The sequence below is a fragment of the Nocardia sp. NPDC051833 genome, from assembly GCF_040681225.1.
Taxonomy (GTDB): domain Bacteria; phylum Actinomycetota; class Actinomycetes; order Mycobacteriales; family Mycobacteriaceae; genus Nocardia.
This window is the reverse complement of the sequence record NZ_JBFAYK010000009.1, coordinates 1-22,424: the sequence shown is the minus strand read 5'-3', so window position 1 is coordinate 22,424 and position 22,424 is coordinate 1. Positions and strand designations below refer to the sequence as shown.

35 protein-coding genes and 15 tRNA genes are annotated in these 22,424 nt (G+C 65.4%); 1 reads left to right on the top strand and 49 read right to left on the bottom strand.

The window, feature by feature from the left end; translation table 11 throughout:
• Positions 1 to 3: 3 nt before the first annotated feature.
• The 19 genes from AB0L91_RS34160 to AB0L91_RS34070 form a co-directional block, all read right to left on the bottom strand.
• Positions 4 to 249 carry a hypothetical protein gene (locus AB0L91_RS34160; protein ID WP_365016927.1) on the bottom strand — a complete coding sequence of 82 codons (246 nt, stop codon included), beginning with the start codon at positions 247 to 249 and terminating at the stop codon, positions 4 to 6.
• Between the two features lie 75 nt (positions 250 to 324).
• Positions 325 to 1,248 carry a P22 phage major capsid protein family protein gene (locus AB0L91_RS34155; RefSeq protein WP_365016925.1) on the bottom strand — a complete coding sequence of 308 codons (924 nt, stop codon included), beginning with the start codon at positions 1,246 to 1,248 and terminating at the stop codon, positions 325 to 327.
• 14 nt (positions 1,249 to 1,262) lie between these two features.
• Entirely contained in the window at positions 1,263 to 2,003 is a 741-nt protein-coding gene (locus AB0L91_RS34150; protein WP_365016923.1) for a hypothetical protein, read from the bottom strand.
• 145 nt (positions 2,004 to 2,148) lie between these two features.
• Positions 2,149 to 2,235, bottom strand: a tRNA-Ser gene (locus AB0L91_RS34145).
• Between the two features lie 2 nt (positions 2,236 to 2,237).
• Positions 2,238 to 2,312 (bottom strand) — tRNA-Gln (locus AB0L91_RS34140).
• Between the two features lie 4 nt (positions 2,313 to 2,316).
• Positions 2,317 to 2,387: transfer RNA gene (locus AB0L91_RS34135), tRNA-Gln, on the bottom strand.
• A gap of 5 nt (positions 2,388 to 2,392) precedes the next feature.
• Positions 2,393 to 2,677, bottom strand: coding sequence for a hypothetical protein (locus tag AB0L91_RS34130; protein WP_365016921.1), 285 nt, complete (start codon positions 2,675 to 2,677; stop codon positions 2,393 to 2,395).
• Positions 2,674 to 4,401 (bottom strand): phage minor capsid protein, encoded by a 1,728-nt coding sequence (locus AB0L91_RS34125; protein WP_365016919.1) that lies wholly within the window; start codon positions 4,399 to 4,401, stop codon positions 2,674 to 2,676. The genes AB0L91_RS34130 and AB0L91_RS34125 overlap by 4 nt, the downstream gene beginning before the upstream one ends.
• The gene (locus AB0L91_RS34120; RefSeq protein WP_365016917.1) at positions 4,401 to 6,029 is read right to left on the bottom strand and encodes a phage portal protein; all 1,629 of its coding nucleotides are present in this window, start codon (positions 6,027 to 6,029) and stop codon (positions 4,401 to 4,403) included. Before AB0L91_RS34120 ends, AB0L91_RS34125 begins: the two co-directional genes overlap by 1 nt.
• Positions 6,030 to 6,103: 74 nt before the next feature.
• A complete protein-coding gene (locus AB0L91_RS34115) occupies positions 6,104 to 7,303 on the bottom strand; it encodes a hypothetical protein (protein ID WP_365016915.1) in 1,200 nt (399 codons plus the stop codon).
• Positions 7,300 to 7,554 (bottom strand): hypothetical protein, encoded by a 255-nt coding sequence (locus AB0L91_RS34110; RefSeq protein WP_365016913.1) that lies wholly within the window; start codon positions 7,552 to 7,554, stop codon positions 7,300 to 7,302. The genes AB0L91_RS34115 and AB0L91_RS34110 overlap by 4 nt, the downstream gene beginning before the upstream one ends.
• Positions 7,555 to 7,612: 58 nt before the next feature.
• Positions 7,613 to 8,950, bottom strand: a complete 1,338-nt coding sequence (locus AB0L91_RS34105) for a PBSX family phage terminase large subunit (RefSeq protein ID WP_365016911.1) — start codon at positions 8,948 to 8,950, stop codon at positions 7,613 to 7,615.
• Positions 8,947 to 9,459: a sigma factor-like helix-turn-helix DNA-binding protein gene (locus AB0L91_RS34100; protein WP_365016909.1), complete on the bottom strand. Its 513-nt coding sequence runs from the start codon at positions 9,457 to 9,459 to the stop codon at positions 8,947 to 8,949. The genes AB0L91_RS34105 and AB0L91_RS34100 overlap by 4 nt, the downstream gene beginning before the upstream one ends.
• A gap of 49 nt (positions 9,460 to 9,508) precedes the next feature.
• On the bottom strand, positions 9,509 to 9,676 hold the full coding sequence (locus tag AB0L91_RS34095; RefSeq protein WP_365016907.1) for a hypothetical protein: 168 nt from the start codon (positions 9,674 to 9,676) through the stop codon (positions 9,509 to 9,511).
• Entirely contained in the window at positions 9,673 to 9,912 is a 240-nt protein-coding gene (locus AB0L91_RS34090; RefSeq protein WP_365016905.1) for a hypothetical protein, read from the bottom strand. The genes AB0L91_RS34095 and AB0L91_RS34090 overlap by 4 nt, the downstream gene beginning before the upstream one ends.
• Before the next feature lie 2 nt (positions 9,913 to 9,914).
• Positions 9,915 to 10,076, bottom strand: coding sequence for a hypothetical protein (locus tag AB0L91_RS34085; protein WP_365016903.1), 162 nt, complete (start codon positions 10,074 to 10,076; stop codon positions 9,915 to 9,917).
• Between the two features lies 1 nt (position 10,077).
• The gene (locus AB0L91_RS34080) at positions 10,078 to 10,338 is read right to left on the bottom strand and encodes a glutaredoxin domain-containing protein (RefSeq protein WP_365017154.1); all 261 of its coding nucleotides are present in this window, start codon (positions 10,336 to 10,338) and stop codon (positions 10,078 to 10,080) included.
• A complete protein-coding gene (locus tag AB0L91_RS34075; protein WP_365016901.1) occupies positions 10,332 to 10,514 on the bottom strand; it encodes a hypothetical protein in 183 nt (60 codons plus the stop codon). Before AB0L91_RS34075 ends, AB0L91_RS34080 begins: the two co-directional genes overlap by 7 nt.
• Complete coding sequence (locus AB0L91_RS34070; protein ID WP_365016899.1) at positions 10,514 to 11,188, bottom strand: cutinase family protein; 675 nt, start codon at positions 11,186 to 11,188, stop codon at positions 10,514 to 10,516. The genes AB0L91_RS34075 and AB0L91_RS34070 overlap by 1 nt, the downstream gene beginning before the upstream one ends.
• Before the next feature lie 444 nt (positions 11,189 to 11,632).
• Here AB0L91_RS34070 and AB0L91_RS34065 point away from each other — a divergent pair, with 444 nt between their 5' ends.
• A complete protein-coding gene (locus AB0L91_RS34065) occupies positions 11,633 to 12,430 on the top strand; it encodes a hypothetical protein (RefSeq protein WP_365016897.1) in 798 nt (265 codons plus the stop codon).
• Here AB0L91_RS34065 and AB0L91_RS34060 read toward each other — a convergent pair.
• From AB0L91_RS34060 to AB0L91_RS33915, 30 genes are all read right to left on the bottom strand, one after another.
• Entirely contained in the window at positions 12,423 to 12,644 is a 222-nt protein-coding gene (locus AB0L91_RS34060; protein WP_365016895.1) for a hypothetical protein, read from the bottom strand. The genes AB0L91_RS34065 and AB0L91_RS34060 overlap by 8 nt on opposite strands.
• Positions 12,645 to 12,652: 8 nt before the next feature.
• Complete coding sequence (locus tag AB0L91_RS34055) at positions 12,653 to 12,799, bottom strand: hypothetical protein (protein ID WP_365016893.1); 147 nt, start codon at positions 12,797 to 12,799, stop codon at positions 12,653 to 12,655.
• A complete protein-coding gene (locus AB0L91_RS34050; RefSeq protein ID WP_365016891.1) occupies positions 12,796 to 13,200 on the bottom strand; it encodes a hypothetical protein in 405 nt (134 codons plus the stop codon). The genes AB0L91_RS34055 and AB0L91_RS34050 overlap by 4 nt, the downstream gene beginning before the upstream one ends.
• A 29-nt stretch (positions 13,201 to 13,229) precedes the next feature.
• A tRNA-Gly gene (locus tag AB0L91_RS34045) sits at positions 13,230 to 13,302 on the bottom strand.
• A 2-nt stretch (positions 13,303 to 13,304) separates the two neighbouring features.
• A tRNA-His gene (locus AB0L91_RS34040) sits at positions 13,305 to 13,378 on the bottom strand.
• 2 nt (positions 13,379 to 13,380) lie between these two features.
• A tRNA-Ile gene (locus tag AB0L91_RS34035) sits at positions 13,381 to 13,453 on the bottom strand.
• A gap of 5 nt (positions 13,454 to 13,458) precedes the next feature.
• A tRNA-Asn gene (locus AB0L91_RS34030) sits at positions 13,459 to 13,531 on the bottom strand.
• A gap of 5 nt (positions 13,532 to 13,536) precedes the next feature.
• Positions 13,537 to 13,608, bottom strand: a tRNA-Lys gene (locus AB0L91_RS34025).
• 1 nt (position 13,609) lies between these two features.
• Positions 13,610 to 13,682, bottom strand: a tRNA-Lys gene (locus AB0L91_RS34020).
• Between the two features lie 43 nt (positions 13,683 to 13,725).
• A tRNA-Thr gene (locus AB0L91_RS34015) sits at positions 13,726 to 13,798 on the bottom strand.
• Between the two features lie 5 nt (positions 13,799 to 13,803).
• A tRNA-Pro gene (locus tag AB0L91_RS34010) sits at positions 13,804 to 13,876 on the bottom strand.
• Between the two features lie 7 nt (positions 13,877 to 13,883).
• Positions 13,884 to 13,958: transfer RNA gene (locus tag AB0L91_RS34005), tRNA-Met, on the bottom strand.
• Positions 13,959 to 14,003: 45 nt separating this feature from the next.
• Positions 14,004 to 14,228 (bottom strand): hypothetical protein, encoded by a 225-nt coding sequence (locus tag AB0L91_RS34000; protein WP_365016889.1) that lies wholly within the window; start codon positions 14,226 to 14,228, stop codon positions 14,004 to 14,006.
• 1 nt (position 14,229) lies between these two features.
• Positions 14,230 to 14,303 (bottom strand) — tRNA-Leu (locus AB0L91_RS33995).
• A 39-nt stretch (positions 14,304 to 14,342) separates the two neighbouring features.
• Positions 14,343 to 14,414: transfer RNA gene (locus AB0L91_RS33990), tRNA-Trp, on the bottom strand.
• A gap of 398 nt (positions 14,415 to 14,812) precedes the next feature.
• Positions 14,813 to 14,884 (bottom strand) — tRNA-OTHER (locus AB0L91_RS33985).
• 205 nt (positions 14,885 to 15,089) lie between these two features.
• Positions 15,090 to 15,395 (bottom strand): hypothetical protein, encoded by a 306-nt coding sequence (locus AB0L91_RS33980; RefSeq protein WP_365016887.1) that lies wholly within the window; start codon positions 15,393 to 15,395, stop codon positions 15,090 to 15,092.
• Positions 15,392 to 16,009, bottom strand: coding sequence for a hypothetical protein (locus tag AB0L91_RS33975; RefSeq protein WP_365016885.1), 618 nt, complete (start codon positions 16,007 to 16,009; stop codon positions 15,392 to 15,394). The genes AB0L91_RS33980 and AB0L91_RS33975 overlap by 4 nt, the downstream gene beginning before the upstream one ends.
• Positions 16,006 to 16,266, bottom strand: coding sequence for a hypothetical protein (locus AB0L91_RS33970; protein ID WP_365016883.1), 261 nt, complete (start codon positions 16,264 to 16,266; stop codon positions 16,006 to 16,008). Before AB0L91_RS33970 ends, AB0L91_RS33975 begins: the two co-directional genes overlap by 4 nt.
• A gap of 2 nt (positions 16,267 to 16,268) precedes the next feature.
• Positions 16,269 to 16,838 (bottom strand): hypothetical protein, encoded by a 570-nt coding sequence (locus AB0L91_RS33965; protein ID WP_365016881.1) that lies wholly within the window; start codon positions 16,836 to 16,838, stop codon positions 16,269 to 16,271.
• Positions 16,838 to 17,098 carry a hypothetical protein gene (locus tag AB0L91_RS33960; protein WP_365016879.1) on the bottom strand — a complete coding sequence of 87 codons (261 nt, stop codon included), beginning with the start codon at positions 17,096 to 17,098 and terminating at the stop codon, positions 16,838 to 16,840. Before AB0L91_RS33960 ends, AB0L91_RS33965 begins: the two co-directional genes overlap by 1 nt.
• A complete protein-coding gene (locus AB0L91_RS33955; protein ID WP_365016878.1) occupies positions 17,095 to 17,310 on the bottom strand; it encodes a hypothetical protein in 216 nt (71 codons plus the stop codon). The genes AB0L91_RS33960 and AB0L91_RS33955 overlap by 4 nt, the downstream gene beginning before the upstream one ends.
• A complete protein-coding gene (locus tag AB0L91_RS33950; RefSeq protein WP_365016876.1) occupies positions 17,307 to 17,840 on the bottom strand; it encodes a hypothetical protein in 534 nt (177 codons plus the stop codon). The genes AB0L91_RS33955 and AB0L91_RS33950 overlap by 4 nt, the downstream gene beginning before the upstream one ends.
• Positions 17,837 to 17,998, bottom strand: a complete 162-nt coding sequence (locus AB0L91_RS33945; RefSeq protein WP_365016874.1) for a hypothetical protein — start codon at positions 17,996 to 17,998, stop codon at positions 17,837 to 17,839. Before AB0L91_RS33945 ends, AB0L91_RS33950 begins: the two co-directional genes overlap by 4 nt.
• Positions 17,991 to 18,407 carry a hypothetical protein gene (locus AB0L91_RS33940; RefSeq protein ID WP_365016872.1) on the bottom strand — a complete coding sequence of 139 codons (417 nt, stop codon included), beginning with the start codon at positions 18,405 to 18,407 and terminating at the stop codon, positions 17,991 to 17,993. The genes AB0L91_RS33945 and AB0L91_RS33940 overlap by 8 nt, the downstream gene beginning before the upstream one ends.
• A gap of 209 nt (positions 18,408 to 18,616) precedes the next feature.
• Positions 18,617 to 18,943, bottom strand: a complete 327-nt coding sequence (locus AB0L91_RS33935; RefSeq protein WP_365016870.1) for a hypothetical protein — start codon at positions 18,941 to 18,943, stop codon at positions 18,617 to 18,619.
• On the bottom strand, positions 18,936 to 19,334 hold the full coding sequence (locus tag AB0L91_RS33930; RefSeq protein WP_365016868.1) for a hypothetical protein: 399 nt from the start codon (positions 19,332 to 19,334) through the stop codon (positions 18,936 to 18,938). Before AB0L91_RS33930 ends, AB0L91_RS33935 begins: the two co-directional genes overlap by 8 nt.
• Positions 19,321 to 20,277 carry an AAA family ATPase gene (locus AB0L91_RS33925; protein WP_365016866.1) on the bottom strand — a complete coding sequence of 319 codons (957 nt, stop codon included), beginning with the start codon at positions 20,275 to 20,277 and terminating at the stop codon, positions 19,321 to 19,323. Before AB0L91_RS33925 ends, AB0L91_RS33930 begins: the two co-directional genes overlap by 14 nt.
• The gene (locus AB0L91_RS33920) at positions 20,274 to 20,900 is read right to left on the bottom strand and encodes a hypothetical protein (RefSeq protein ID WP_365016864.1); all 627 of its coding nucleotides are present in this window, start codon (positions 20,898 to 20,900) and stop codon (positions 20,274 to 20,276) included. The genes AB0L91_RS33925 and AB0L91_RS33920 overlap by 4 nt, the downstream gene beginning before the upstream one ends.
• Positions 20,897 to 22,177, bottom strand: a complete 1,281-nt coding sequence (locus AB0L91_RS33915; protein WP_365016863.1) for an RNA ligase family protein — start codon at positions 22,175 to 22,177, stop codon at positions 20,897 to 20,899. The genes AB0L91_RS33920 and AB0L91_RS33915 overlap by 4 nt, the downstream gene beginning before the upstream one ends.
• Between the last annotated feature and the right edge of the window lie 247 nt (positions 22,178 to 22,424).

Below are 22,424 nucleotides of genomic sequence, written 5' to 3'. Positions count from 1 at the left end.
CGGTCAGGTCGCCTTGGTGGTGCGCCGGGTCGACTTGGCCGCAGGCTTGGCCGCTGGTTCGGGCTCAGGCTCGGGCTCCGGTTCGAGTTCGGGCTCGGGCTCGGGCTCGGGCTCGGGAGTCGGTTCGGGCTTCGGCTTCGCCGGTGCCTCGATCTCGGTCCACCAGGCCCATTCGAGCAGGTCCGGACGTTCGGCCTCGGACTCGATGACCCACTCCGGGTCATGTAGGTATCGGTAGAAATGGGGCACTACGGCTCTCCAAAAGACATGGCAGGCAACCACTCCCCCGCGCCACCCGTTTCAGGTGGCGCGGAGGAGATTGGGTCACGCCTGCAGCGGGCCGCGCAGCAGCACGGAGCGGTTGGCGTCCAGCGTCGACACGCCGTAGAGGATGTCGAACGAGATGACGTCCTTCTTGTACTTCTGGTCGTAGGCGCGGGTCACACGCAGGCTGATGCCCTTGTAGGACTCGATCGCGTACCAGTGCTGGCCGTCGAGCGGCCGCGGCATCGGAACCGAAGTGAACGTCCACGCGGACTCGTGGAAGCACAGACCGACCTCGGTGGTCGGCTGGCCCGTCGCCGGTGACGTGGCCGGCTGCACGATGTTCTGCGTCATGTAGGCATCGACGCCGAACAGGTTGCGGCCGATCGAGCCCTGGCGCAGCGCCTCGGTCGAGCCGGACTGGTCGGCGCGCTTCAGCAGATCCGAGTTCAGCCACTTGGCACGGGCGGTGGGGCCCACAACCGCGTGACGGCCCATGGTGGGCACATTCTTGATGTCGAGCTGGCGGCCAGCCTCGATCAGGACTTCCGGCTTGTCCCACTCGAACCCGGCCGGGGTGACACCCGCGAACTGCGTGGTGTTCGTCTTGATGTGGGAGATGATCGCGCGGTCGACGTGCTGCGCTAGAGCCATGGCCGCGGGCGCGGCGATCTGGGTCTCCATCGACTCCAGTTCCAGCAGCGCCTGCTCCGAGGTGACCTCGAGCGAGACGTCGGCGATCTTGTCGAGCTTGACGGGCACGCTCGACTCGGTCGCATCCTGGATCTGGATGCCGTTGGCGCGGTTGAACAGCGACGCGGTCAGAACGGCCGGCTTGCGGACGTTGACCGTATCGCCGATCTTGGCGTTGGTGAATTCGCTGGAGTAGCCGGTGTGGACCAGCGGCAGCATGACGAGGTTCTCGTACAGATTCGCGAGAACCTGACGCGCGATAACATCGGGCGTCAGGAAAGTGTTAGCCAACGTGGGCTCCTATTTCAGAACCCGTCGCGTTCGCGCTGTTCGCGCTTCGCTTTACGGATTTCATCGACGGTGGGATTGCCGCGCGTCTTGGACGCGGCATTGCCTCCGGAGAGGTCTCCGCCGCTGCGAGGAGCCGCCACCTGGGCAGCCGTCTTCTTCAGCTTCGGATTGGATTCGACGGCCGCAGAAACGACTTCAGCCACCTGGGCCAGGTAGTCGTCGGCATTCGTGTCGAGTTTGTTGACGGCCTCGATCACCTTGCGGGAGTCGAGAATCGCGTCGAGGTCGCCGTCAGCAGCCTTTGCGGCAGCCGAAACAGCGTCTTTGCGTGCGTATTCGCGGAGCTTCTCGGCGAACGAGTCACGTTCGGCAGCGAAATCGGCTGCCTGCTTCTCGGCGGCCTTGAGTAGCTCGGCGGGGTCGGGTTCGGCCGGGTCAAGGCCGAGGGTTTCGCGTAGCTTTTCCACGAGTTCGGTGGTGGCCTTCTTCGCGGCTTCCTGAGCTGCGGTTTCGGCCTTCTCGTTGCCTTTGACGCGGTTGGCGGCAGCTTCCTTGCGGAGCTTGTCGACCTCGCGGTTCAGGCGAGCGATCTCGGGATCGGCTTCGGGCTTGGCCGACTCGGTGTCGGCGTCGGTGGTTTCGGTGACCTGATCATCGCCACCGGTAACCGGGGTTTCCGTCTCCGTGGTCGACGCGGCGGGTGCGTTGTCGGTTCCGGTCGTGGTGTTTTCCTGAGGGGTGGCTTCGTCAGCCATGAATGTGCCTCCTGGACACGCAGAAACACCCGTCGGCAACCTGGCCAGATACGGGTGTTGAAATGACGAAACCCCCAGGGCCACAGGCCGGAACTGGGGGTCGGAAATACCCGCAAATAAGCGGGAAGTCTTCAATTTTTCAGAGCGGAGAACTGAGGAGTTGAACCCCAACCCCGGTCAAGGGGTCAATCCGTTTTCAAGACGGTTCCGCCGCCGCGGCGGTTAATTCTCCATTGGCTGGCCCGCCAGGATTCGAACCTGAACGAAGAGAGTCAGAATCTCTCATGCTGCCGATTACATCACGGGCCGATAGCAGGCTCGCCAGGATTCGAACCTGAACTCACCGAGTCAAAGTCGGTTGTGCTGCCGTTACACCACGAGCCTACGAATCAGGCTGATTGGCGCGACTGTCGAAACAGATTCTCCAGCTCGGCATCACGAGATCGGTGGTTTGCGCCGGACAGCTGGCCGGCGAACGCAGTGCGGGCCGCGGCGACGAGATCCGCCGGCACGTCAGGAGCGGAGTCCATGACCGCCAGCAGCGCATCCTGCACGGTGCTGTCGAGGGCCAAGCCGGTGCGGCCGGTGCCCTGCAGTGCCTGCTCGAGCGCCCACTCGAACTGGCGGCGCAGTTCGGTGTCGGTAGGCGGCGCGGAAGGCCGGCGCATGTTCATGGCGTCCTCCGTGACATTTTGATGAGCAGGTCGTATAGGACTTTAGCGGGTTCGCTGGCCTGGTCGCCATTGATTTCCACGTCCTCGAACGCTTCGGCCAGCGCTTCGGCGGGTTCGATGTCGCCTTTGGCGTCGAACGAGTAGCCGGAGAGGTTCGCGCGGACCCACTGTTTCATCTGGGCTCGTGCGGTCGAGTAGTTGTCGTTCGGGTTCGAGTAGCGGGGCGCCCAGTATTGGAACAGGGCGCCGTCGACGCGTTTGCGGGCCTGTGCGCGGGTGTTGAAGTCCAGGGCGTGGGCGAACTCGTGGATCGCGGTGCTGTAGGCGGGTCGCAGGTGCGAGTTCGGGTTGTGGTGGCCGCTCGCGGCGTCGGCGCGAGTTTCTGCGGCGAACAGCTTCGGGTCGCTGGCGTAGTCGATGTTCAGGTGGATTTCGCTGTACCAGTCGCCGGAAGGGTCACGGTGCGGCTCGGTCCAGGCGTACGCGTTCGTGCCGGAGGTATCGGTGGAGATGTGGACGCCGCGCAGGTCGACGTACTCGTATTTCGACAGCATGTTGTCGATCGCGCGGGCGAACTCGCGGGCGGTTTCGAGGTCGACGCCGGGGGTGTCGAATCCGGTCACATCGAACCCGAACCGGCTGGCCAGCAGCTCCCCCACCTCGGTGGCGTTGCGGGCCTGGTCGTAGCGAGACCGAGGCACCTTCAGTTTGCCGACCTTGACCATGTTGGGCTTCTTGCGGCCGGGCCAGCCGAGCGCATTCGCCCGGTCGGGCAGGGACGCTGCTCGGCGGCGCATCTGAACTCGCGCGACGCGGGATTCGGCGGCGACGGCCCGGCGCGCGGCTCGTTGCGGTTCGCTGACCCGCACGGCTTGTGGTGGCGCCGGATTGTCCGGTGTCCACACCCGGATCGTGTGGCGGCAGTTCGGGTGGAACAGGCCGCGGTCCATCGCTTCTCGCAACGAACACATCACTGTGACCGCGACGGCTCGGTTGGTGCTGGTGTTGCGGGTGATCGCGCCGATCGTGGAGCCGGTGATCGAGATGACTTTGCCCTCAAACGGCCTGCAGGTCTCGCACGCGCCGGGAACGTCGGAGACGACGAACAGGTCGTGGCCTTCGGCAGCGAGTTGCTGTGTGTAGCCCTCGATTTCAGCGGCCGACACAGCGCCACGGATCTGCGCTTCCACGTAGGCGACCAGCTCCCGGCGTCGGCCGTGCGGGTCGACGAGCGCGGTGAACCCGCGTCGCGCGTCCTGCTGCAGGGAGCGGTCCAGGGCGTCGCGGTGGTCTTGTGCGGTGTCAGCGTCGGCGGCCTGGTCGACGGCGCGGTGGAAGATGCCCTCGGTCGCGGCGGGCAGGCCGCGGTTCGCGGCGTCGAGCGCTTCGAGAACCCGATCGACGAGCCGGTTGGTGATGCGGTCGTCGGTGTGGGCGCGGTCGCTGCCGATGTCGGTGCGGGCCGCCGCGGCGCCGTCCGCCCAACCATGTTCGATCGCTTGGCGCACGAGCGCGGGCGCACGGTTGCCGGCGTCGTCGACGAGCTTGCGGACACCGGCCCGGAATCGGGGCAGCTGTATCAGGATCTTCATCAGCCAGCGGCGTCCGAAGCCGTCGAGGCCGAGGACCTTCACGATCCATCGCCACAACGCCAGCTCGAGCGCCTTATACAGGCGGACCAGCGGCATGGCGTGCCGGTCGCCGTTGGACGGGGTCAGAGGCATCAGACCTCCGCGCGGTCGTCCGGCTTCTTCGTCGGGGCAGGCTTCGTAGCGGGCTGGCCGAAGGGGTCCTGCTCGTCGTCGGCGGGGTCGAACGCGCCGGTGTGGTCGGGCACCAGAACCTCGACCTCGTCCTTGATCCGCTGCACTTCTTCGTCGATCTCGTCGTTGGACCAGTTCGGGTGTGCTTCCCGGACCGCGGTTTCGATCGACATGGCTTGCGCGACGCGGAAGTTCGCGATCGACTGCGACAGCGACAGCAGGTCCTGGTCGACACGGACCGGGAACTTCATCTCCGGGTCAGCAGTGATCGTGTAGTCGCCGCCGTAGATGATGCGGTCAAGTTCGAGCATGACCCTTGCCAGCGGCTGCACCGCGGCCTGCCAGTAGAGAATCTTGCGGGAGCGGGTGCGCGCGGAGCGGTCCTTGCGTGCCGATACCTCGGTAGCAGTGATCGCCGCGGTCTGGGCGTCCTCGTCGAAGTCGCCGGCGGAATAGCCTGCGGCGCGCAAGATCTGCTTGAGCAGCTTCTCGCAGGTGGCCGCGTGCTCCTCGACACGGATCTCGAACTGCTCGGCCTGGACGAGGCGAGTACCGTGCTCGTCGTTGAGTGCACCGCTGTCGGCGGGCACCGCGGTGAAGATCTCGCGTTCCTTGTCGAACATCGAACCGGCGCCGGGCCCCTGGTCCTCCAGCAGTTCCTGGGAAACGAACAGGCGCGCCTTGGCGAGGTCGAGATCCCGCATCCAGGACGACCACGCTTCGTCGAGCGCGTCGAACAGGTGCTCCACGCCCTCGAAGTCACTGCGCCCGAGTGGGGAGAGCCCGGGGACGTTCCTCCATCGACGGGCGGGCCTCACATTGGGCACGTAGCAGGCGGTGAGGTCCTCCACACCGGTCGGGATCGACGATTCGGCGTCGACGAGGTCAGCGGCCCAGGCGGTGGCATCCATCTCGGCCAGCGGCATTCGGCGGCCGATGTTGTCGTCGTCCCCGCAGAACAGGGCGTGTTCGATGCGGCCAGGCTCGTGGTGCTCCAAGTGCCGCCACGTCCCGCGCTTGTCCTTGCCGATGATCGTCCAGAACGTCACCGCCGACAAGCGGCCGTAGCGCCACTGCGGGATAGCGCAGTCGGGTGCGACAGCGCCGATCATGACCTTGTCAGTGGCTTCCTGGTCCCACCACAGGCGCAGGAACACACCACCGAGGGCGGCTTGGATCTCTGCGGCCTCGAGGAACGTCGCCAGCGTGTCCGCGTCGTCGAGCAGCGCGTTCAACCGGTCCTGCGCGGCTTCGTTGTTGCTGGTGTCGCCTTCGGAGAACAGCCACGACGGCGGCTGACCGAACAGCAGGTCTGCGCTGGTAGTCGCCAGGTCCGACGGCGCCGGAATGTGAAGGCGGGTCGACTCTTCCTGGAGGACTGGGCGGCCCCACCAGAACCGGGCCAGGCGGCCGACGATCCCACCGCGGAACTGCGATGGGCGCGGGTCAGGGACCAGCCCGCCGGGCTTGTAGATCTCCTGCAGCGCCTCAGTGTCGCCTTCCCACCATGCGGAGTGGATGAAGTACCCGTCCTGGGCGGTATCCCAGGGTTTCGGCGGGAATTTGCCAGCGAAATCGGGCAGCGCCATGCCACCTCCAAGGGTGTGAGCGCGCCAGAATCCGGGCGGACGCTATGAAGTTGAGGGGAATGCGGCGGGAACCGTCAGAAAACGTTCAGGTTCGACCAGCCGCGCTGGTTGTGTGCACCGACCATCAGGCCGAGCATCCCGGCGGGTGACCACACGCCGTACTGGTTGAGCATGTACTCCGAGGAGCGTTCCGCTTCGAGCGCGGGGCAGCCGAAGAGGGTTCGGCCTTCGAATTCCTGGGAGTAGAAGTGGTGGTAGTGGGCGGTGAAAAACAGTGAGGTCTCGCCGAGTTGTTCTGTGCGGCCCAGGATTTGGCGTTCGATCGCGTTGCGGGTGCGGGTCTCGCTGGAGGAGCCGCGGCCCTTCTCGATGTAGCCGTGGGAGAAGTAGCAGTCCACGCCCGACAGGGTCAGGGTGATCGCGGGGTCGCCGGCGCCGATGTGCCAGTCGATGGCCGGGGCGGCGCCGTGTTCGGTGAGCTCGTCGAACAGCTTCTTGGTCTGGCGGGCGATGTGGGTGGAGGCGTTGTCGCCTTGGCTGGTGACTGGTTCCTTGCTGCCGTTGCGGGTCCATTCGCCGTGGTTGGAGATGACCGACGACACCGACAGCGGCAGGCCGAGCATGGCGGCTTGCTTGATCGTCCACACCCGCAGGTCGAAGTCCAGCTCGAGCTGTCGCGACATGTTCAATTCGACCGTGTGGGGCTGGTTGCCGTAGTTGTTGCACACGCCCTCGGTCTCGTCGCCCATGTACGCGATGTGCACGCCGGCGAGGTCGGGAGTGTGGAACCGTGCGAGCGCTAGGTGTGCGTCGATGCCGCGGCGCCAGTTCGCGACGGCTTCTTCCGTGCCCTTCTTGCCGAGTTGCGGGTCGGCGACGAGGATCACGTAAGTGCTGCCGTCGCGGCGCGCCGCCGGGGTGGGCAGCGGTTGCGCGCGTAGGTGGTCGCGCCATCCGGCTAGCGTCTCCGGGGAGATGTCGGTGGATTTGCGGCGCCGGAATCGGGCGCTGTAGGAGTACAGCTGGATGGCGTCACGGGTACCGTTGTCGGCGGCCTTGGACTGCTGCCACGTCGACATTCGGACCGTGTCGTCTACGACCTCGAATTCGGCAGCGTTCAGATTGAACAGGGCGAAAACGGTTGTCCAGTCGTCGTTAACCGGGGAATTGACCACCACATTGTTGACGGTCGCGCCGTCGCTCGTGACGTCGATCGAGCCCTTGTTCATGGGGTCGCGGCCGGTCAGGTGGGCGGCGTCATCGGCCAGGCTCACGCGGCAACCTCCACGTTGGCGAAGCATCCACAATCACGGCGGCAATGCACCCGGAAACGGGTCTCCGCGGCGTCGAGGCCGTACTTCACAGCGAGCCTCCACACATGGGCGATGGGCTGGCCATCGGCGAGCAGCGCGTCGAGCGCTTGGCGGTCGCGTTCGTCGAGCGAGGCCAGCCACGCCCCGGTGGTGCAGGGCCGCGGTTTGCGGGTTCGCTGCCGCAATTCGAAAGCGTCGTCAGCGAATGACATTCCAGCCTCCAAGATCGGTTACACCAATCGTAAAAGCGGAGGCAAACCCGACTTTTCTCTACGCAGCCTCGTCGATTTCGTCGACAGAGGCATCCCGGTTATCCGGCAGCAGCCCCAGTTTGATCCAGCGCCGCCATTTCCGCTCCTCGGTGACGAGGAGATAGCGGACAGCGTCGATACCATGGTCGTTCAGCTTGACGACCTCGTCTTTGCCCTCGGCGCTTGCCTTTTCATCCCACACGTAGCCGGGGAGCTCTTTCAGCAGTTCCGGGCAGCGGTCAGTGAACTTCAGACGTTTCGCCGACACCAGCGTGCTCATCGTTCGGATGCCGTACAGGACGTCCTTGTTCGCCTTGAGCGAGGTGAGCCCGTCCTGTTTGAGCTGTACGCGGAAGTCGGCGGCCGACGAGTCAACCACCGTGCGGTAACGTGCCCGCGGCGGGTTCTCCGGGTCGTCGTCCGGGTGGTGCGGCAGTGCGAGCCAGTCGCGAACGCCCTTGGACAGTTCGACGTTCGACCAGCGGGCTTCTTCTTTGCCTGCCTTGTATCGCCATTCGTCCATGCAGTACAGGACGTCGTCGACGCCGTGGCCGATCATGACCGCGTGCGTGGGGTTGGTGGTGCCGTGGTCGATGCCGACCCCGAGGATCCACCGCATCTCCGGCAGGTCTTCCCACCGGATGACGTGAGTGTCGCGGTCGTAGGTGTCGAACACCGCGCCCTCGGCAGCAACCCAGTCACCGCGGATGAACCGCTTGTAGAAGACGCCGGTGAACTCGGCCTTCTTCCGGGCGATGTACTCCGCGCTCAGCTGCGGGTTGTCGTCCATGAAGAACTGGAAGACCTTGACGTCCATGCCCGGCTCGCCGGCGCGGTCCATGAACTTCTTCTTGAGGAAGTGCTCGGGGTTGTCCGGGTTCGTCGTGGCCAGGCAGCGGGCGCCGGGCTCCGACAGGCGGCCTTGCAGCTGCGTCCAGAAGTTCTCCGGGATCAGCGTGGCTTCGTCGACGAGCGCCAGGTACACGGTGGAGCCGCGGATCTTCGCTTCGGCGGCTTCGTCGTTGGCGCCGATGAGGTGGATCGTGCGGCCGAGGATGACCGCGGTGGAGGAGCCTCGCGTGTGGTGGATTTCGCGCGACAGCGGCCCGAACAGGGACCGCTTCTGCATCGGCTCAAGGATGTTGCGTTCGATGGTTTGCAGGGTGCGGCCGACGATGAGGATCATCGTGTCCGGTGGGGCCTGCGCGACACCGATGAAGAACGCGACGATGGAGGCGATGGTCTTTCCGGAGCGGATGGCGCCGGTCCAGATGGTGGTGGAGGACCGCTCGCACTCGACGATCGACGCGATCTGCTTGCGCGACATCGGGATCTTCAGCGCGTCCAGCAGGTTCACGCGGGATCGTCCTCGCCCGCCAGGTCGTCCTCGGTGTCGTCGTCCGGGTCCTGTTCGGCTTCGTTCGCGGCGTGCAGGGCGTGGAGCACGTCGACGAGCTGGCCGACCATCGACTCGGCTTCGCTGGACACGTTGCCTTTCGCGTCAGCGATGACACGCAGCTCGGCGGCCTTGTAGGAGCCGGTGAGCTTGGCGCGCTGGTCGATGATCGACAGGGCGCGGTCGATCTTCCACTCGTAGCCTTTGTCTTTGGCCTTGAGGTCGGGGTGGATCAGCTCCCACAGAAAGTCGAGGCGACCGAGTTCGATGGTCAGGTACTCTTCGGCGTTCTCGCGCGTGATTTCCTTGACCGCTTGGGTGATGTAGCGAGAAACGCTGGAGCTGGACACACCGAGCTCTTCGGCGATCTCGGCTTGGGACTTGCCCTCCATGCGTAGTTCGAGCGCGCGATTGCGTTTCTGCTGCGTCTCGACCAACGTTTCGACAGGTGTGGTTTTCTTTCGTGCCATAGCTGGCGGGACCTCCAGGGCGCGGCGGGCTCCTGGCCGGACTCGCGTTCTAGGTGGTGGGGACGGTCGCCGCCTGGGCGATCCGTGAGAGGCGCACGACGTGTGCGTTGCCTCGGGTGAGCGGCCAGATCAGGGCCTGGCCGTGGGTGATTCGGGTGACGCGGTATCGGCCGGGCAGGCCGGTCGCGGTCACGATGTCGCCGGAGGTGATGGTCATTTCCACACTCTCGGGAGTCGGGCAAACGGATCGAGCCGTTCAGGCAGCCAGTTGAGGAGATGCGCGGCGGTCATGATGATCGCGGCGCGCACGAGCAGCGGATGCCGCTCCATGCCGCGGTCGACACCTTCGGACAGCAGTTCACCGTCCGGCGCGATCACCTCAAGCGCCGTGACGACGCCGGCGAGGGCGAGCCAGAGGTGCCCGGCGGTGATTCGGGATCGCCACGCGGACACGGCTACTCCTCGGGTTCGTCCTCATGGACCAGCACGAGCGGTTGCATGGGGTTCTGGGCGATCGCCGACCACAACGCGGTGACGATGTCGGTCGGCGACACCTGCACCGGTTCGGGCGTTTCGATGTCGAGTTCGAACCAACCCAGCTTGAGGCGGAAACGCATGTCACTCCTTGGGTTGGGGGTCGATCGCTTTGACGGCCCAGGCGATCTTGTCGGGCGAGAATCCGCCCCAGTGGAATTCCTCGTCACCGACCCGAGCGACGACCACGGGAGCCTGCAGGTAGCCGAGGCCACGGATCTGGTCGAGCGCGTCGGGGTATTCGGTGACGTCGATCAGCGTGTACGCCGCCTCCAGCTGCTCCAGCTTCCGTTTCGTTGCTCTGCATGGCTGGCAGTTCGGGCGGGTGTACACGGTGATCAAGATTCGTCCAGGTCCTTATTCAGTTCGTCGATCTCGGCCTCGGCTTCGGCCTGCGCCGCGGCGAGCGCCTCCATTGCGCGGGCGTACCGGGCTTGCGCGTCGGCGAGCTGCCGGTGGGCGGCCTCGAGGTTCAGTGCGGCCTGCGCAGCCTCGAACTCGGGGGTGTCGAAGTGGCTCATCAGTAGACCGGCGGGAACCAGTTGCCGGAGATGAAGTTCGGGTACGACCACGGGTTGATGTCGTAGGCGCCGTGCACGCCGGTGTAGAGGTAGCCGTGCGGGCCTGCGTCCTCGTTGCACACCCAGTCGCCGGCGTTGCAGATCGTCAGCACGGGGAACGCGCCGAAATCGGCGTCGGTGCCCGCGGCGCCGGAGAAGATCCCGATGAGTTCGGCGGGACCGGCGAGGGGGTTGCCGGCGAGGCCGTCACCGCCGGGTCCGGCCGCACGCTTGGGGTCGGACACCAGGATCGCGGTGGCGTTGGGGACGTCCTTGTGCTGGGAGACCCAGACGTGGACAACCGCGGCGCCGCCGGAGTGGCCGAGGACCTTGATGTGCGAGCCGGGGCAACGACCGCGGTACTCCCAGAACAGGCGGTTCAGTTCGCGGACACCGTCGTTGATGTCGATCGAGTTGTAGCCGACCGGCTGGTCGGACGGAATGTACAAGGACGGCTGACCGAGGTTCGGGGGGAAGGTCTCCAGGTCGATCTGGAATCCGCCGACGCCGAACGCGAAGGTGTCCGGGCAGCTCGGTCCGCCGGCGTTCGCGACAGCCGGGGGCGCGATCAGGCTTGCGGTGATGGTCGATGCGGCGAGCGCTACAGCAGCGAGCAGCCGGGTGACGTTGAACATGGGGCCTCCTGGCCGTGGTGAAGCTGGGCCCGCCGGACTCCCAGGTAGCGGAAAATGGTCCGGCGGGCAGGCCGCGGCGCGTCATCGCGCTGCTCGCGGCCCCGCCACCTGGAAGCCCTGCTGCCTGCGCGGCGTGAGATCGGCGCGGCGGCCCCGGGGTGCGGGAATGGGGCACGAGGGTGGTGGCGAAATCTGTGGCGGGCGGCTATCGTCAAGGGTTGAACGCCCCCGTGTTGCCGCCTCTGCCCCTGCATGCGGCGTCGCCTCTGCTAAGCAAGCGCGCGGGGGCTTCGCCATGTAAGCGGTGCGGTGGGTATTCTCCTGGCAGACACCGACTGCCGATTGCGTTACCTCGTCAGCGAGGTCGCACTACGCAGGTACGCGCAGTTAAGTACAGATGAAATCCGATAGCGGGGACTACCAAGTCCACCGTATCGTTGCGGGATGCCAATCGAAGGCTTGGAGAGCGCGCAGCTCAAACTGGAACATGCAGGCCGACACCTGGACTCGCTCACGACGACGGTCCAGGACTACGCCTTGGCCGGGGCTCTAAAGATCACGACATCGTGGACACAGAACCATCCCGACTACACACTGGTCGGCATCCTGACCGATCCAATCCCGGTTCCCAAACTCATCGCTCTGCAGGCGGCGGATGTCGTCGGCAACCTGCGCGCAGCGCTCGACCACTCGATCTTCGACCACGTAGTCAAGAAGGCGATCAGCACTGGCAAGCCGCTGACAGACGACGAACAGAAGCGAATCCAGTTCCCTATTCTTGAGAAGCCCAAGAAGATCGACGCCGGCCTGTATTCGCCCGCAGTCGCGCAGGTCCTCGAGTCACATCAGCCCAACAAGATGTCGCCGACATACGAACACCCGCTGGCACGCCTGAACCGGCTGGTCAACCATGACAAGCACCGAGTAGCACTGGTCACGACCGGGGCCGACTTGATTACGGACCTTTTCTACACTCATCCGCTTGAGCACGTCGGATCCAAAGACATCGCGATTGGCGACGAGCTCAAGCCCGGAGTAGAGATGTTCCGAGCCGACTTCCGCGCGATCGCTCCATTGACCGACCATCCGCAGAAGTACATCAAAGGCTTCTCCGGGGGCTTCTATGCCTCCATCGAAATCCCCGGAACAACACAGATCCCCGCGATCTTGGCGACGATGCAGTCGATGCGCGACTACGTGAAGACCGTGCTGGACGACCTCGACGCTGCAGGGGTCACCTAGCGGCCAGTTCGACGGGTGGATGGTAGTGGCAGCCGCAGTCCGGGCCGCCCTTCGGACAGGCACGCTCGATCACCTCGGCCGGGTCCTCGTATTCGTCGGCCCAGCGCAGGAGCGCTTGCTTCTCGCGCGATCGTTGGCCGTGCTTGTCGACCAGGTAGCCGCCGCTCGGACCGCAGAACACGCAGATCAACCGTCGCGCGGTCGCGCCGAGCATCCGCCCGTTCAGGGGACCTCGGCGGTGAAGTGCGCGTAGGCGTGCGGGATGTCGTCGTGCAGAGGCGCGAGGGCGGCGTCTACCTTGTCGGCGAACGACTCGACACCGAACTCGCCCGCGATCACGTCGCTGACCGCTCGAATGCTCGCACTCACAGGTTCAGAGGTGTTCTCCACCAGGGCCCACTTTCGTTTTCGTCGCAGCTGAAGTTGTTGCAGATGCAGGACAGCCCATCAACAGGGCATGCATACCGGATGTGCCAGTCGTTCGGGTCGCCGTGCTCGTCTTCCCAGGCTGCGGTCGCGCGCTTCTCGCGTTGCCGGACAGAGCCGTGCATCGGAGGGTGGCAGCAGCCGACCCAGCAGTTCGGGTGGACCATCATCGCCATGCCCACCGCCAGATACATCTGAAAAAGAAACCAGCAGTTCAACGGCACAGATGCGCGATCTGTCGGGTTGCGGCTGAAATAGAAGTCCGGCCGGATGGAGTCGAACCACCAATGCCCGAAGGCGGCAGGGTTACAGCCTGCGTGCACACCACGTGCTCGTCCGGTCAAACCCGCTACCAGAGGCCGCGGGTGGTATGAGGAAGTAACGGGATTCGAACCCGCCCTATCTGGTTGGAAGCCAGACGTGCTGCGCGCTAACACCATACTTCCGGGGTGGCCGGCGGGCCTCGAACCCGCTTCCTCCGCGATCACAACGCGGCGCCTCGACCACTTCGGCTTCGGCCACAGTCGATCCAGGAGGAATTGAACCTCCGACACACGCCGTATCAGGGCGCTGCTCTCACCACTGAGCTACAGATCGCAATGCTGGCCTGGGAGGGGTCGAACCTCCAACCACCCGGTTAACAGCCGAGCGCTCTGCCAATTGAGCTACAGACCATCGCGTACCCCCGGCTGGGATCGAACCAGCGCCCTGCCGCTTAAGAGGCGGCAGCTCTACCACTGAGCTACGAAGGCGTGCCCCCGGTCCGGCTCGAACGGACGACCCGCCGCTTAAAAGGCGGCTGCTCTTCCAGCTGAGCTACGGAGGCCGGGATAGCCCGGCTGCCCTTGCGGGGATAACGGGCCATTGCGAGCCTCCGCCAGGAATTGAACCCGGAACCTGCCGATTACGAAACGGCTGCTCTACCAATTGAGCTACGAAGGCGTGCGTCTGCCCGACAGGGTTCGAACCTGCGATCTCCTCATCCCAAATGAGCCGGGATACCAACTTCCCTACGGGCGGTCATTTGCTGCGGTGGCAGGATTCGAACCTGCGACCTAGAGCTTATGAGGCTCCCGAGCTAACCGAACTGCTCTACACCGCAACGACTTCTTCATGACTTCAGACTACGGGCGCCGTCAATCCATTTTCAGACCCGCGGCGGCCAGTTCCAGTGACCGGGCGTCGGCTCCTCGGCGAATGGAACGCCGCGGTTGAAGTGCTGGCCGGTGGGGTTGAGCACGCACAGGCCGACGACACCGTTCTCACCGACCTCGGTGATGACCGCGGCGCGCGGCTCGGGCAGATACTCGCCGCCGGGAGTGCCATACGACTGGTAGTGGACCATGCGGGAGATGGACGGTTCCTGGCTCATGTGCCCCCCGAGAGATTCGAACTCCCAACATCCTGATCCTAAGTCAGGCGCCTCTGCCAGTTGGGCCAGAGGGGCGAAAACCAGACCGCACCCGAAGGGCGGTCTGATCGATTGCAAGGACGGAGAGAATCGGACTCCCGACATGCGGTTTTGGAGACCGCCGCTCTACCACTGAGCTACGCCCCTATGAGGCAGGCGCCCTGCCGGGCGGTCTGCCATGTAGTCGCCCACCGTGATGGACTGGGGACTTCCGTCCCTGCTCGGCATCTCGTGGTGCCGCAAGTAAGTTGGTGGGGAGAGTTACTAGCTCTCCGACTGGGGCGTGAACCGTAAGTATCCAGTTACCCAGCGCTGCGACTGTCCAGCTACGGACCGGTTTCCACCTGCGAAGGCTTCCTCTCAGCCACTTGGCCGTTGAGGTCCCGTCAGTCGCACACATTCACGGCCCGGTTCGCACGAGCCGCTCACTCTGTCACCACCAGCGTCGGTAGCTGGCCGACGCTTTGTGCCCCCCGCGCGATTCGAACGCGCACCTTGCCGGTGTTTGAAGCCGGTCCCTCTGCCGTTGGGGTAGAGAGGCGAGTTGTCTCCGAGCGGGACTCGAACCCGCAACTATCCCCGTCGGGACGTCTTCTGCCGATTGAGCTACCGGAGACTATTCAATTGTCTAATATCAGCTCCAAGCGCCGCTAGCATGCTTGGGCGGGCAACGCTCCGTTTCCGGCTCGTCGAATGCGGAAATGTCTCACCATTGCCGGGGTGCCGACCGGTTTTCGAGACAGCTCACGCAGGAACTAAGGTACCAAGCGAAATTCGGCAAACCGCGTCACCGAATAACAATTTGATAACGCTGACGCGAATTCACGGCAGCCATGCCGGAATGCTATCCCAGTCGTACCCCTCATTCGGATCCGGCAACGGCTTGTACGGCGCCTCCAACGCCAGCTCGAAACCCACCACCCGAGCGAACTCCTCCAGCGTGGTCCACGCGTCCAACGGCCCACCGAACGACACCGACCTCACCAGCACCAGCCGGTCCCCCAGCTCCCGCCACACCGATGCCATCCCCCACCGGTACTTCAGGTACAGGTAGTCGCCCGCATCAGTCACCACATCCCACGCTGACGGGCACCCGAAGCACACCTGCTCGGCAAGAACGACTTTCACGCAGCATCCTCAACCGCGCCCAGCCCAAGCACACCCGCGATATCGGGCGGCGTCCACCCGGTCGGCTTCTCGATCTTCCCGTCGACACGACGCCGCACCTTGCCGTCGACGACCTTCGCCATGTTCGACCTCTGCACCTCCGCCCACACCGCCTCGAGCGGGATGTGGAGCAGCGCCGCGATCGCGTGCAGATGGTAGAGGGCGCGGTGCGCTTCGACGTCGATGTCCATCAGCCGTCGCTCGGTGATCGCGACCGCTATCCGGTCGTCGATCTCCTCCAGTTCGTCACCGAGGTACACCATCGTGTGCGTCGCGTCGAACGCCACCCACGACGGCGGCTCTTTCGGGTGGACGAGCAGCAGATCGTGGATGTAGGTCCGCGCCAGCCCGAGCCGCAGCAGCAGCCCGACGCGCACGTACATGCTGTCCGCGATCCCGTCGGCCGCGGCGACCATGTCCCGCGACGACAGCGCGAACAGCAGTTCGTCGCGTTCCTCGGCGATCAGTTGCATCGCCAGCGCCAGGTCACCGTCGGGCACCCAGCCCGGCGTCGGCCGCAGCCGCACACCGCACGCGGCATTGAATTCCCGCACGTCACTCCAGATATCGGTCATGAGGTCACCTCCGTGGTGAGTCGGTCGTCGAGATAGGTCATTGCGCGCAGCACCAGCTGGTGCAGGTCGTCGAGCAGGGAGCGCGCTTCGAGCGGGTTGTCCAGCAGCACGGCGAACTCGATGCGCGCGCCTGTCCCTGCGATCGCCGGCCACACTGCCGAAACTTCTTCCGGGGTGGGGTGTTTCCAGAGCCGGTGGGTTGCGAGCCGCTCAGGCGTCGACTCCCCCAGCAGTGCATTGCATTCGGTGCAGGTCATGTTCAGCTCCACAGCTCGGGCATGATGTCGACGAAGTCGTGGCGGGCCTGGCGGATCCGCTCGTTGTAGGCGGCCGTGCGTTCGTCGGACGCGGCGTACACGGCCTTCTCCTCTGGTGTGCTTGGCCGCATCCGGTAGCTGCCGTTGGGCATCAGTTCGTAGTCGTCTTCGCGTTTCCAGCCCGGCGGGCGGAGGATCGCCATCTCTTCGTCGGTGAATATGGGGTCGCGTTCGGTGAGGCGGGTGATCAGGTCCTCGTAGTGGGCGCGGCGGTCCTCGTTGTCGCACACCGAGAAGTCGAGGTGGAAGCGCAGCGACGCCGCTGCGAGATTGTTGAAGCTGGCGTCGAATTCGTCGAGGATGTAGTCGATCGACGTTCTCGGGAGGCCGGTCAGCTTGCGGTAGGACTGGCCGCGGCCGTAGATCGTGAGCGTCCACGGGCCGATCGGCATCCACCACACATGCTCACGGGTCCGGCCGCGGTCGTGTCCCCAGCGGGAGCCGTTGACCTCGGCATCGGACTCCAGCGTGCCCCACCATCCGATGACGGGCACAATGAACGAAGCGAACATCAGCGGTAGTCCTTGAGTTCCTCGAGCAGCTCGGGGCAGCAGTCGGTGAGCCGGTGCCAGGGCAGGCCGATGATGATGGCGCCGAGCCCGAGCAGCGGGATCACGATCGTTTGGCGGCACCACATTTCGGTCAGTGGGACATCCATGTCCTCGGTGCCGTCGCTGCCCAGCCACGGCACCACGTTCCGACGGATGCCGCAGAAGGGCCTCGGCCCGTAGAACCAGATCCCCGGCCACCAGGACGGTTTCAGCTCGCTCACTTGATCACCTCGCCGATCGGGACGATCACGAACTGCACTTCAGTACGAAGCTGGTTCCGTGGCTCGGCTAGGAAGATCCGACGCACACGGTTGCGATGGTGACGCGCGTCTTTCTTGGTCGAAAACGGCGCCGAGTCAAGGACTTCCCATGCCGGCGGATCCTCCAACCCGTATCCGAGCAGGACGTACCCATGAGGCTTCGGCGCGGTCACTCGGGCACCTCAATCAGCGAGGGCGCCGGGCGCGGTCCGCTCAATGCGCGGATGGTCGGACACGGGTACATCTGCCAGTTGCCGTCGTCGGTACCACAACCGGCGCAGACCTGGGTGCGTCGCCCGCCGGGGTATCGGACGTTCAGGGCGTCGACCGGCTGGTGCACCTCCCGCACGCGGTCCGTCGCGGCCTCCAGCTCGGTGACGCGGGCGCGCTGCTGGTTGAGCTCCTTGATCAGGTCGTCGCGGTGAAGCTGGCCCTTTTCGGCTCGCTCCTTCCACAGGTCCCGCTCGGCCTCCAGCTCGACATAGAGCTTGGCCCGTCTAGCCCGCTCGTCGCGCAGGGCCAGCAGCTCGGCGGCCATCGACCGTGTCTCGTCGTCCACCAGGGCAGTCCGCGGTCGTGTCGCCCAGGGGTCGTCGCGGAGCGCACGCAAACGCTGGTCGGCGACGCACACCCAGGACGGCCCGATGTCGATGGTGTGGCCGCCGTGGCAGTCACCGGGCGGGCAGGTGCAGGTGTCGGTCATCGGTTCCTCGACTTGCTGACGACCACCTTGAAGCGGTCGCCGGTTGGGGAGTAGTAGGTCAGTCCCTGCCCGTGGATGGCGTGGACTTCGAATCCGGCGTCGGACAGCGCGTCCCGGATCGCGTGGATTTCGTCGCGGGCGGTGAGCGGTTCAGCCACGGCCGCCGGCCTCCTCGGCGGGGACGTACACAGCGAGCAGGGTGCCGCCGTGGTCGGCGTGGCATTCGAGGTCTTCGCTGTCGTAACGCGTTTCCTGGTCGGCCCACACCGTCCAGTGGATGTGGTCGAACGTGCCGCCATCGATCTCGTCTTCGACTTCCGACGGGGCACACGCCCGCATCCAGATGCAGGGGCCGGAGTCCGGGCAGTCGGCATGCAGCAGGATGGTGCCGACGGGGAACGTGTCGGCCTGGGCGGCCGTGGTGATCACGTGGGCGGGGGGACGCCAGCCAGCGGCGAGCACGAAATCGACCACGCCTCGGAAGAACGGCGCCAGGAAGGTCAGGCCGTGGCCGCGCTGCGAAACGGCGTCGAGCTGCTCGGCCAGGGTGTCGTGGTCACTCGCCATCGCGAGCCTCCTTCGGGTCCATGTGGCATTCGCATCGGAGCCCGACCTTGGGCAAGATCGGAGCCAGCCACGGCCAGCGGGTGAATGGGGTATGGCACCGGCAGCAGCGGTACACGCGCCACCACCGAACCGGCTCACCCTCCACAGCGACGGCCCAGCAGGCGGGGCAGCGATGCGGCTTGTCGATATCGGCCGGAAGCACCGGGCGGTCACTCGCCATCGGACACCCACCTGCGCACGATCACTGTCTCCTCGACCGAGCGCACCGGCACCAACCGCAGTGGGTAGTACTCGCCCGGCTTCTGGTTCTCCTGGTTCTCGGTCAGGCCGTGCTCGTAGTCCCAGGCGTAGTGCTGGCCGGACGGGCCGCGGGTGATGACGGTGACGGTGCGCAACCATCGGCGGTCCTCGCCGTCCTTGGCCTCCATGAACACGAACCCGTCGACGCCCTCGTCGTCCTTGTAGGTGAGGTCGTGCCATTCGTCGTCGGTGATGAGGGCTTTCAGCTGGTCGATCTCGGTGGCCTGGTCAGACATTCGGGTTCTCCTGAGTGGTGGGTTCGGTGGTGTCGAGCGCCCACTGGACGGACGCGACAGCGCGTTTCCAGCCGCACGAGATCACGTCGTCGTCGGGGTGAACGTCGCAGCGGGGATGCCCGGCGAGGGCTTCACGGATACGGGCGATGACGGCTTCCGCCTCATCGAGTCGGCCGCGTAGTTCCGCTGCGGTGTCCGTCTCGGCGTCTCGACGCCGGTACTTCGCGCGCAGGCCGCCGTAGCCGATCAACCGCTCACGAGTCGACCCGGCAGTTCCCTTCACCAGGAACTGGCGCTCGCCACGCCACGGCGACGTCTCCCGCAGCACCACCAGCCCCCGCTTGCCGTCCTTCGACTCCCACTCGGAGCCGACCAGATCAGAAGTCGTCATGGTCCGGCACCCCCAACCGCATCAACGGCACACCGAGCCGGTACCAGAGACGGCACACCTGCAGGCGGTCGTCAAACGCGCCAAGGACGTGGAAGTGGTTGCGGATGTTCTCGTCGAACAAACCACATTTCACGAGGTAGTCCGGTCGCCGGTCACCCGCGGCACGCATGTGCAGCTCGGTGAACGGGATGTCGTTCCAACGCAGCCAATCCGAGGTCTGCGTTCGGCAGTCGTCGTCACGGCCGGACAGGATGATGATCGCCGAATCGACCGCCAGCTTCCGCACCACTTCGACGGTGTGCGCGATCGGCTTGTCGTCCCGCACCCGCGAGTACTCGTAGATCCCACGATCCGGCGCCTTCTCCGCCAACGTCCCATCGACGTCGACGATCCACGCAGGCGGCAACGCAGGGTTCGGAATGTACGGCTCCGGATAGAAGAACAGATCCGGTGACGGCTCCACCGCCGGCCAGTGCTTGCGAGGGAACTTCCGCGCGAGCGCCCGGATCGCGTCCTCCCCCACCGACCGGCCACCCGCCGCGGCGCGCTCAGCGTCGCGGCGGATGCACTCGTCGACCGGGGTGTCGAGGTCGATCACCTCGATGTCGGCGCCGTGCAGGGCTGCGAAGTCCGCCCACCCGCGTGTCCACTGGGCGCGCAGGTTCATAGCATCCACGAAGACGTCGTAGCCGCCGTCGATCAGCGCAGCGGCCTGGGCGCGTTCGGCTTTCGAGATGATCTCTTCCTGCGCGTACGTGAGCCGCCCCTCCCCAGCGAACAGGGTGGCGCGCATGTCGTCACGTGACACGCGCGCAAGACGCGGGTTGTCGGCAAGCATCCGACGGAACAGGCTTGATTTACCGGACCCCGGCAGGCCGCGCGGGATGATCAGCCGCGGGCGTGCGGGGGCTGGGATCACGTCAACCAACTCGGGGGCGGTCATGCGGGGATCAACTCCTGCCGGTCGACAGCGAACACGATGTGCCCGTTCCGATTTGCGGGGCGCATGGTCGCGAATGCACGACCGTCGCGGATGTGAATGTCGCCCCGCCAGGTCGACTCGGCACCCGCCAGGGACGTCGAGACCTCGTGGGCCAACGCGACAATGAACTCCTCATCCGGCTCAAGACCCAACTTGATCTCGACGGAGCCGGATACCTTCACCGCCAGCCGAGCACACTTGTTGCTCCCGCCGCGGGTCACCCGGAACCCTTCGCCCACCGGTCGCCGACGACTGAATGGCCGCGCACGAGGAACATCGCCGTCGCTAGTGATCTCCAGGGTCGATCGGTCGACAATCAAGATCCGCTGCGAGACGTCGTCGCCTGCCGTTCCGAGCCGGAATCCGATGTAGGTGTTGTTGTCGCCCTTGCCGCAGAACACGTGGCCCTTCCACGTTCGGCTACTCGTCTCGGCCAGCCGATCGCCCACTACGGAGGCAGCCGCAACCATCTCATCGGCTGGGATCAGGCCGATGGTGTTCGCGGCCTCACTCACGTTGCCGCGGTACGGGGTGAACGATGCGCGTGCTCGGCGACCGGTCAGGGTCGCGAAGTCGATATTCATGCTGCGACACCGCCTTCAGCTTCCATGTCCACCGACTCCTCGTCATCGAGGGTCTTGGTTTCGTGCTGCAGGAAGATCGGCGACTTCGCCTTCAGCGTGGTCGGGTGCAGCGAGTCGACGGTGCGGATGCACACGCCCTCGTCGACCAGCTTCTTGCCGCCGGACAGCGGGACAGCCTGCCCGTAGCCCTCGTCGTAGTAGCGACGGTCGAGCCAGTCGGCCGGGTCGAACGCCTTGTGCGCCATCGTGGTCAGCACCGGGACCGTCTTCAGACCGAGCTGCTCGCACCACTCGACGAGCTGACCCCACGCGAGGTCTGTGATGATGCCCTGCGGGTTGACGTGCGCGACCCGGTACACGTACAGGTCAGCCTCGCCCTGCGGCACGTTGTAGGTGTAGCCCGACTGGATCGGCGCACCGTCCGGCGTCCACCCGATCAGCTCCGCGTACACCACGAACCCCTGCGGGATCAGCCCGTCGAGACGCTGCCCGTAGTGGGTCCACACGTCGGTGCCGTAGAAGTGGTTCTGCTCGGCCTTCGGGTCCTTGATGACCTTCCGGCTGCCGTACACGGTGTCGTAGATGTACTCGGCGACCGGCACCTTCAGCCAGCGGGCGGCGAGCTTGTCACGCCAGGTCGGCTTCCGCTTCGCGATCGTGTTGCCGATCCGGATGCTGGTGCCGTGCAGCTTCTGCGTGATCACCACGCGCGCCTCGGAGTCGATGAGGTGCTCGTTGCCGAAGTAGCGGGTGGTGTCGTAGTGCTCGGGCAGGAACTTCGCGTCGACCCGAACAAACTTCTTGGTGGCCTTGGCCTGCGCGGACGGCCGACCGTTGCCCTTCACGGGCCGCTCATACTTGCGGCAAATCTCGTGCCCGTTAAGCTCGTCGAACACATCACCGGGCGCCAGTTTCGTCACGTCGAAACCGGTGTAGGCCAGCGCCTCCAGCGGCAGGAAGAGGGCGTCGGAGCGGTGGCCGCGGAGCTTGATCGCCCGGACGCGGCGGTTCTTCGCCAGGTAGCCCTTCACGGCGAGGTCGGCGTTCAGCTCGGTGTCGGAGTGCAGGTTGTTGACCCGCGCGAACTCCTCCGACAGCTGAGTCTCGGCGGTGAACACGATGCCGAGGTCACCCGGCTGCCGATCCTTGCCGACGATCGCCTGGAAGCCCAGGACGGGGGCGCCGGCGATGTTGTCGCACTTGGCCAGCTCGTTGACAGCGGCGAGGCGGACGACGACGGCCGCGTAGTTGGGGTTCTTCGGTGTGGTGAGTGCCATGCAATGCAGCGTAATGGCACTGCATTGCAATGTCTAGATCACATTGCATCGCCTCGTTGATCTTGCCTCGTACTTCGCGTACAGCGGTCGTACGGCATACTTGGACCAGCGTTTCGGCCCGAGGAGTGGCCACCCCATCATCGAACGAGAGAAGGTTGCCGACACCGTGTGCGGACTGCTCGGATTCCTGACAGCTGATACGGCGACGACCGAGGTGGTCGATCAGGTGTACGACGCGCTGCACTGC

Coding starts and splice junctions, on each gene's coding strand:
- AB0L91_RS34150 (WP_365016923.1), bottom strand. CDS start 2,003: ATGGCTGACGAAGCCACCCCTCAGGAAAACACCACGACCGGAACCGAC.
- AB0L91_RS34095 (WP_365016907.1), bottom strand. CDS start 9,676: ATGACCATCACCTCCGGCGACATCGTGACCGCGACCGGCCTGCCCGGC.
- AB0L91_RS34110 (WP_365016913.1), bottom strand. CDS start 7,554: ATGTCATTCGCTGACGACGCTTTCGAATTGCGGCAGCGAACCCGCAAA.
- AB0L91_RS33975 (WP_365016885.1), bottom strand. CDS start 16,009: ATGACCGATATCTGGAGTGACGTGCGGGAATTCAATGCCGCGTGCGGT.
- AB0L91_RS34130 (WP_365016921.1), bottom strand. CDS start 2,677: ATGAACATGCGCCGGCCTTCCGCGCCGCCTACCGACACCGAACTGCGC.
- AB0L91_RS33970 (WP_365016883.1), bottom strand. CDS start 16,266: ATGACCTGCACCGAATGCAATGCACTGCTGGGGGAGTCGACGCCTGAG.
- AB0L91_RS33950 (WP_365016876.1), bottom strand. CDS start 17,840: ATGACCGACACCTGCACCTGCCCGCCCGGTGACTGCCACGGCGGCCAC.
- AB0L91_RS33930 (WP_365016868.1), bottom strand. CDS start 19,334: ATGACGACTTCTGATCTGGTCGGCTCCGAGTGGGAGTCGAAGGACGGC.
- AB0L91_RS33965 (WP_365016881.1), bottom strand. CDS start 16,838: ATGTTCGCTTCGTTCATTGTGCCCGTCATCGGATGGTGGGGCACGCTG.
- AB0L91_RS33915 (WP_365016863.1), bottom strand. CDS start 22,177: ATGGCACTCACCACACCGAAGAACCCCAACTACGCGGCCGTCGTCGTC.
- AB0L91_RS33925 (WP_365016866.1), bottom strand. CDS start 20,277: ATGACCGCCCCCGAGTTGGTTGACGTGATCCCAGCCCCCGCACGCCCG.
- AB0L91_RS34000 (WP_365016889.1), bottom strand. CDS start 14,228: ATGAGCCAGGAACCGTCCATCTCCCGCATGGTCCACTACCAGTCGTAT.
- AB0L91_RS34100 (WP_365016909.1), bottom strand. CDS start 9,459: ATGGCACGAAAGAAAACCACACCTGTCGAAACGTTGGTCGAGACGCAG.
- AB0L91_RS34065 (WP_365016897.1), top strand. CDS start 11,633: ATGCCAATCGAAGGCTTGGAGAGCGCGCAGCTCAAACTGGAACATGCA.
- AB0L91_RS34075 (WP_365016901.1), bottom strand. CDS start 10,514: ATGAGCCACTTCGACACCCCCGAGTTCGAGGCTGCGCAGGCCGCACTG.
- AB0L91_RS33935 (WP_365016870.1), bottom strand. CDS start 18,943: ATGTCTGACCAGGCCACCGAGATCGACCAGCTGAAAGCCCTCATCACC.
- AB0L91_RS34085 (WP_365016903.1), bottom strand. CDS start 10,076: ATGCGTTTCCGCCTCAAGCTGGGTTGGTTCGAACTCGACATCGAAACG.
- AB0L91_RS33920 (WP_365016864.1), bottom strand. CDS start 20,900: ATGAATATCGACTTCGCGACCCTGACCGGTCGCCGAGCACGCGCATCG.
- AB0L91_RS34125 (WP_365016919.1), bottom strand. CDS start 4,401: ATGCCTCTGACCCCGTCCAACGGCGACCGGCACGCCATGCCGCTGGTC.
- AB0L91_RS34060 (WP_365016895.1), bottom strand. CDS start 12,644: ATGCTCGGCGCGACCGCGCGACGGTTGATCTGCGTGTTCTGCGGTCCG.
- AB0L91_RS33940 (WP_365016872.1), bottom strand. CDS start 18,407: ATGGCGAGTGACCACGACACCCTGGCCGAGCAGCTCGACGCCGTTTCG.
- AB0L91_RS34120 (WP_365016917.1), bottom strand. CDS start 6,029: ATGGCGCTGCCCGATTTCGCTGGCAAATTCCCGCCGAAACCCTGGGAT.
- AB0L91_RS34070 (WP_365016899.1), bottom strand. CDS start 11,188: ATGTTCAACGTCACCCGGCTGCTCGCTGCTGTAGCGCTCGCCGCATCG.